At 62.8% G+C, this 4,895-nt stretch carries 4 protein-coding genes; all 4 read right to left on the bottom strand.

All coding sequences use genetic code 11. The features are described from left to right. Positions 1–43: 43 nt before the first annotated feature. The 4 genes from QX070_RS23535 to QX070_RS23520 all read right to left on the bottom strand — a co-directional run bounded on the left by QX070_RS23535 (position 44) and on the right by QX070_RS23520 (position 4,683). Positions 44–1,006, bottom strand: a complete 963-nt coding sequence (locus tag QX070_RS23535) for a TauD/TfdA family dioxygenase (protein ID WP_315739515.1) — start codon at positions 1,004–1,006, stop codon at positions 44–46. A gap of 87 nt (positions 1,007–1,093) precedes the next feature. Next, entirely contained in the window at positions 1,094–1,822 is a 729-nt protein-coding gene (locus QX070_RS23530; protein ID WP_315739514.1) for a thioesterase II family protein, read from the bottom strand. A 19-nt stretch (positions 1,823–1,841) separates the two neighbouring features. Then, the gene (locus QX070_RS23525) at positions 1,842–2,072 is read right to left on the bottom strand and encodes an MbtH family protein (protein WP_315739513.1); all 231 of its coding nucleotides are present in this window, start codon (positions 2,070–2,072) and stop codon (positions 1,842–1,844) included. Between the two features lie 331 nt (positions 2,073–2,403). Next, complete coding sequence (locus QX070_RS23520) at positions 2,404–4,683, bottom strand: TonB-dependent receptor (protein WP_315739512.1); 2,280 nt, start codon at positions 4,681–4,683, stop codon at positions 2,404–2,406. Between the last annotated feature and the right edge of the window lie 212 nt (positions 4,684–4,895).

Genomic DNA, 4,895 nt, shown 5'->3' with positions numbered 1-4,895 from the left:
CTTCCGAAGGTCCGATAACAATGTGAGGATCGATCGCGCAGGCTCAATTCACGCGATGGGCTTGCGCCATCGCGACGATCACCCTGCGCGGCCCCTTGAACGGCTCGCGCGCGTGCGCCGTCAGCATGTTGTCGAGCATGACGACGTCGCCGGTCTGCCAGGGAAAGACGATCTTATGCCGGTCGAGCACGGCTCTGACCGTGGCCAGCGTCTCATCCTCGATCGGCGAGCCGTCGCCGTAGAACGCATTGCGCGGCAGCTCGAGCGGATCGCCGACGATGTCGAGAAGACTTTCCCGCACCTCGGGTGCGAGGCTGGAGACGTGGAACAGATGCGCCTGATTGAACCACACCATGTCCCCGGTCACGGGATGCACCGCGGTCCCCTGGCAGACCTGCCGCGTCCGCAGCTCGTCGCCATCCTTCCATTCGCAGGCGATCGCATGGGAGGCGCAATAGGCCTCGACCTCGGCCTTCGACTCCGTGCCGAACACCTGTCGCCAGTCGACATCGAGTCCGCTGCCGTAGTTGCGAACATACATGACGCCCCGCTCGGCGAAGCGGTTACGGATCGCGGCCGGAATGTCGCGATGGATCGACCGGCTGTCGGCGACCGGCGTCTCGCCGCCCTGCTGTGCCGCCTGCTCGCAATAGAACCAGATCTTCATCGGCCAGTCGCGCGTATAGGCCTGCTCGTTGTGCAGCGGGATGCTCTGGTGCGGCGGATATTCGGTCGAGGTGTAGACGCCGGCGCTGACCTGCGATCGGGGCGTCGAGCCGAATTCATAGGACAGCAGCGGATGGCCGAAGCTCGCGGCGAAGCTCCTGAACGCCTCGGCGCCGTCGAGATGGAAGCCACGGAAGAGAATTCCGCCGCACGCGTAGAGCTGGCGCTCGATCATGTCGCGGACCTCGCTGACGGCCTCCATCAGCGGCTGCTGCGTGCGGCTGGCCCGCAGAAGGAACGGCAGCGATTCTTGTTCTACTTTAGATTGTATTGCGAACATGACTTCTCCCCGTCTCCCGTCGATTTCAGCATCGAAGTTTCTTCACCAGCCGGCTTTTCCGGCTGGGTCCTGCTTTCGACGCGCCGCTCAAGGCCCCGCGCGAGCAACGGCGGGCTCCGGCCATGCCCGACGTACCAGCAATGCGGCAACGAGCTTCAGCAGATCCGCCTGCTGGCTGTGGATGAAGAAATGGTCGCCCGGCAGCATGTCGCGGCCGAACGTGCCGGAGGTCTCGGCCCGCCATGCCTCCAGTGCCTCGGCACGCGTTTCGTCGAGCTCTCCGCCGAACACGTGCAGCGGACACGGCAACGGCTGGCGCCGCCGATACACGTAGTTCCCGCACATCAGGAAATCGGCCCGCAGGATCGGCAGTGTGCCGCGCATGATCTCCATGCTCTGCAACGCCTCCGGCGGCGTGCCGTTCAGCCTGAGAAGCTCCTCGCGCAATGCGGCGTCACCGAGCGGCTCGCGCCAGCGGCTGCCGTCGCGCACGGCCGGCGCTTCCGTTCCGGACACGAGCAGCATGTGCGGCCTCGGTGCGCCGAGCGCGAGCAGCCTGTGCGCGAGCTCGAAGGCGAGCAAGCCGCCGAGGCTGTGCCCGAACAGGACGTAAGGCTCCGCCAACGGCGTCCCGACCAGTTCGGACGCGAGCTGATCGACCAACGCCGTCGCATCCGTTTGCAGTGGCTCATCCATCCGCGCGCCCCGTCCTGGCAGCTCCAGCGGCTGGACCTCGATCCAGGACGGAAGACCTCTCCTCCAGCGCGCATAGACCATGGCGCTGCCGCCGGCATAGGGCAAACAGATGAGCTGCATCGCAGCGATCTCCTTCGCGTCAGGATTCGGCTGATGCGAGAGCGTTGTCCTGCATAAATTTGCGCAGCGAGAGCGGCCGCATGTCGGTCCACACCTGCTCGATATGGTCCAGGCATTCCTTCTTGCTTCCGGTCACGCCGACGGCCGTCCACCCGTTCGGGATGTCCTTGAACGTCGGCCAGATCGAATATTGCTCTTCGTGATTCACGACGACGGTGAAGGTGACGTCATCTCTGTCGAAGATCATCATGCCCGGCTACTCCTACTAACAAGCGACGTTGATGAACTACGAGTAATGCAGTTGATAATGACAGTCAAAAGGATACCGCCGATCGAAGTTTTTAATCTCTCCAAGGTGACACGCAGGTGACGATTCAACATGAGGATGTATCGGCTCCAACTAGATGATTTGCTGACCCGACCGCCTTGTCACCGCGGAGATGATCACGCCTCGACGCAATCGATGAGCTACGCAAATTTTCATCAGATTGGAATTGAACGCCGTCCGCATCGCTCAGACTAACAGGGCCGCCGCACAACGGCCGTGCGGCGGCCCATCATCGCCAACGCGTATCGACGTCCTAGAAATTGAACGTCGTGGAAACGAGATAGGTGCGCGGCGCCCCCAGGGTGATCACACCGCTATAGGCCGACGCCCAATACGCCTTGTCGAAGACATTCTCGACGCTCGCCCGCAGCACGATCGGCTTGCCGTTCCAGGGCGAAGTGAAGGTGTAGCGGGCGCCCAGGTCGACGCGTGTCCAATCCGGCAGCGAGAGTTTGTTGGCCGCGTCGACATATTGTGCACCGGTGTAGACCACCCGCCCCGTCAACGTCAGATCCCGCACGAACGGTGTATCCCACTCGGCGCCGAGATTCACGGTGAGCTCGGGCACGCCGATCGCCCGCTTGCCGTCAGTCAGGCCGCCCGAGGTCTTCTCCTGCACGCCGTGAATATACGCGACGCCCCCCAGCAGCCGCAGCGTCGGCGTGACCTCGCCGAACACGTTGAACTCGGCCCCCGTATTGCGCTGCCGGCCATTCAGCTCTTGAGTCAAGACTCCCCCTGAACTCGTGGTAATCACGCTCGGGCGCGAGATATCGAATGCGCTGACGGTGGTCGTGATTCGGCCGAAGTCGACCTTGATTCCGGTCTCGACCTGCTTGGTCTGCCCTGGCGGGAAGACCGTGCCGCTGTTGGCATAGCCGGCGGCGACGACGGTCGGGGTCTGCAGGCCTTCGATGTAATTGGCATAAAGCGACACAAACTCGACGGGCTTGACCACGAGTGCATAGGCTGGCGTCCACACCGACGTGTCCTCGAAGGGGCGGCTCGATGCTGGAGTAACGAGATTCGTGACTTCCGTTCCCGCGGTTTGTCTGCGCACACCGACGGTCAGTTGAATCCGCTTGTTCAGCAGCGACATCGTGTCGGAGACGCCGAAGCTCCAGAGATTGGCGCCGACGGTCTGATTGGCCTGGAGCGTCGCAAAGCTTGGCAACGCGATGTTGGTCGGCTCGCTGTAAAGGCTCCAGTTGGGCATCTTGCCGGAGACCACCTGCTGGGTATAGGTGCGGTCGGTGATGGAATAGCCGACATTGACGGCATGGTTGATCGGGCCGGTATCAGCGGTCATGCGCAGGCCGGCCTCCCCGGCATACGTCTTGTAGGTCTCGCTTCCCGTTCCTGGTGTCCCGGACAATACGCCAGCATTGCTCGAGAGCACCGGCGATGGATAGCGGTAGTTGATGTTGCTGTCGTGATAGCCGAATCCGGCATAGGCGGTGATACGATCGTTGAGATCGACTTCGCCTTTCACCGTCGAGAAGAAGTCGGTTGGCGCATAATAGGCCCACGGCACCTGGAAATTGGTGCCGGACGACGGTGGCGACGGAATGCTGGTGACGGCAGTACCCACGCCGAAGAATCGCAGCGGCGGATTCAGCTTGTCCGCCTGATAGCCGACATCGGCATCGATTCGGACATTCTCGCCATGATAGTCGACGGCGAGGTGGGCATTGCCGAACTCGTCGGTCTGCCGGTTCCAGGGGGTATCGCCGTTCGAATACTTGCTGTTCAGCCGGACGCCCCACTCCTTGTGCTCGCCATAGCGACGGCCGACGTCGATCTGCTCGCCGAATTGCGTCTTGGACGCATAGGTCGCCGTTAGCTGCGTGATGTCGGTGTCGAGCGCGTGCTTGGTGACGAGATTGACGCTACCGCCGACCGCGCCGCCGCTTGAGGCGCCAGTGCCGCCGACCGTCATGCCGTTGAGCAGAGCCGCGGGCCCCTTCAGCAATTCGACCCGTTCGATGAAATTGGCGCCCGTCGAATAATATGGCGCGATTCCGGCCAGCCCGTTCAGGGCGTAGTCACCGCTGTCGTAGTAGAAGCCGCGGATGAACAGGCTGTCGGCGCCGCCGCCGGCGGCTTGGATCGTGCGCACCGAGGGATCATTGATCAGCACGTCGCGGATCGTGCGCGCCTGCTGGTTCTGGATCAGTTGCGACGTGAAGCTGGTCTGGTTGAAGGGCGTGTTCATCACCCCGCGGTTGCCCAGCAGCCCAAGGCCGCCGCCGCTCGCGACCTGGCCGCCGGCATAGGGCGACGGCGGCGCGCCGATCGTGCCCGTCGACGGCGTCACGTAGGCCACCGGGGCGGTCGGCGGCAGGTTGCGCGGCGCGACGCGGCGCTGCTGAGCGGTCCGCGTCGCGGTCGTCTGCGGTCTCGAAGCGGTCTGCCGGACTTTCGGCTTCGGCGCGTCGACGGTCACATCGGGGAGCTTGGTCTGCGCGAAGGCCGATTGAACGCCTCCGACATTCAGCGAGAGCGCCAATGAGCTCACAAGTCCCAACGACATCGTCAATCCAACGTCTTTATCCCAAATGCGACAGACCATCCTGACACCCCGATCATTCCAAGTTCCAACTCGGCTCGTCGGTGGTCCTAACACACAGGTATTTGAGGATGGCGCCGCGCGACGTAGAACTCGTCTAACGAGCGACAGCTTCGCCGAATCGATCGGCTCAACAGATTGTCGCTACTACGAGATTCTTTTCCCTCCGCTTCTTT

The sequence above is a fragment of the Bradyrhizobium sp. SZCCHNR1093 genome, assembly GCF_032381175.1.
In the GTDB taxonomy this organism is placed as follows: Bacteria; Pseudomonadota; Alphaproteobacteria; order Rhizobiales; family Xanthobacteraceae; genus Bradyrhizobium.
The sequence above is the reverse complement of the archived record's forward strand: the minus strand, read 5'-3'. Positions and strand labels throughout refer to the sequence as shown.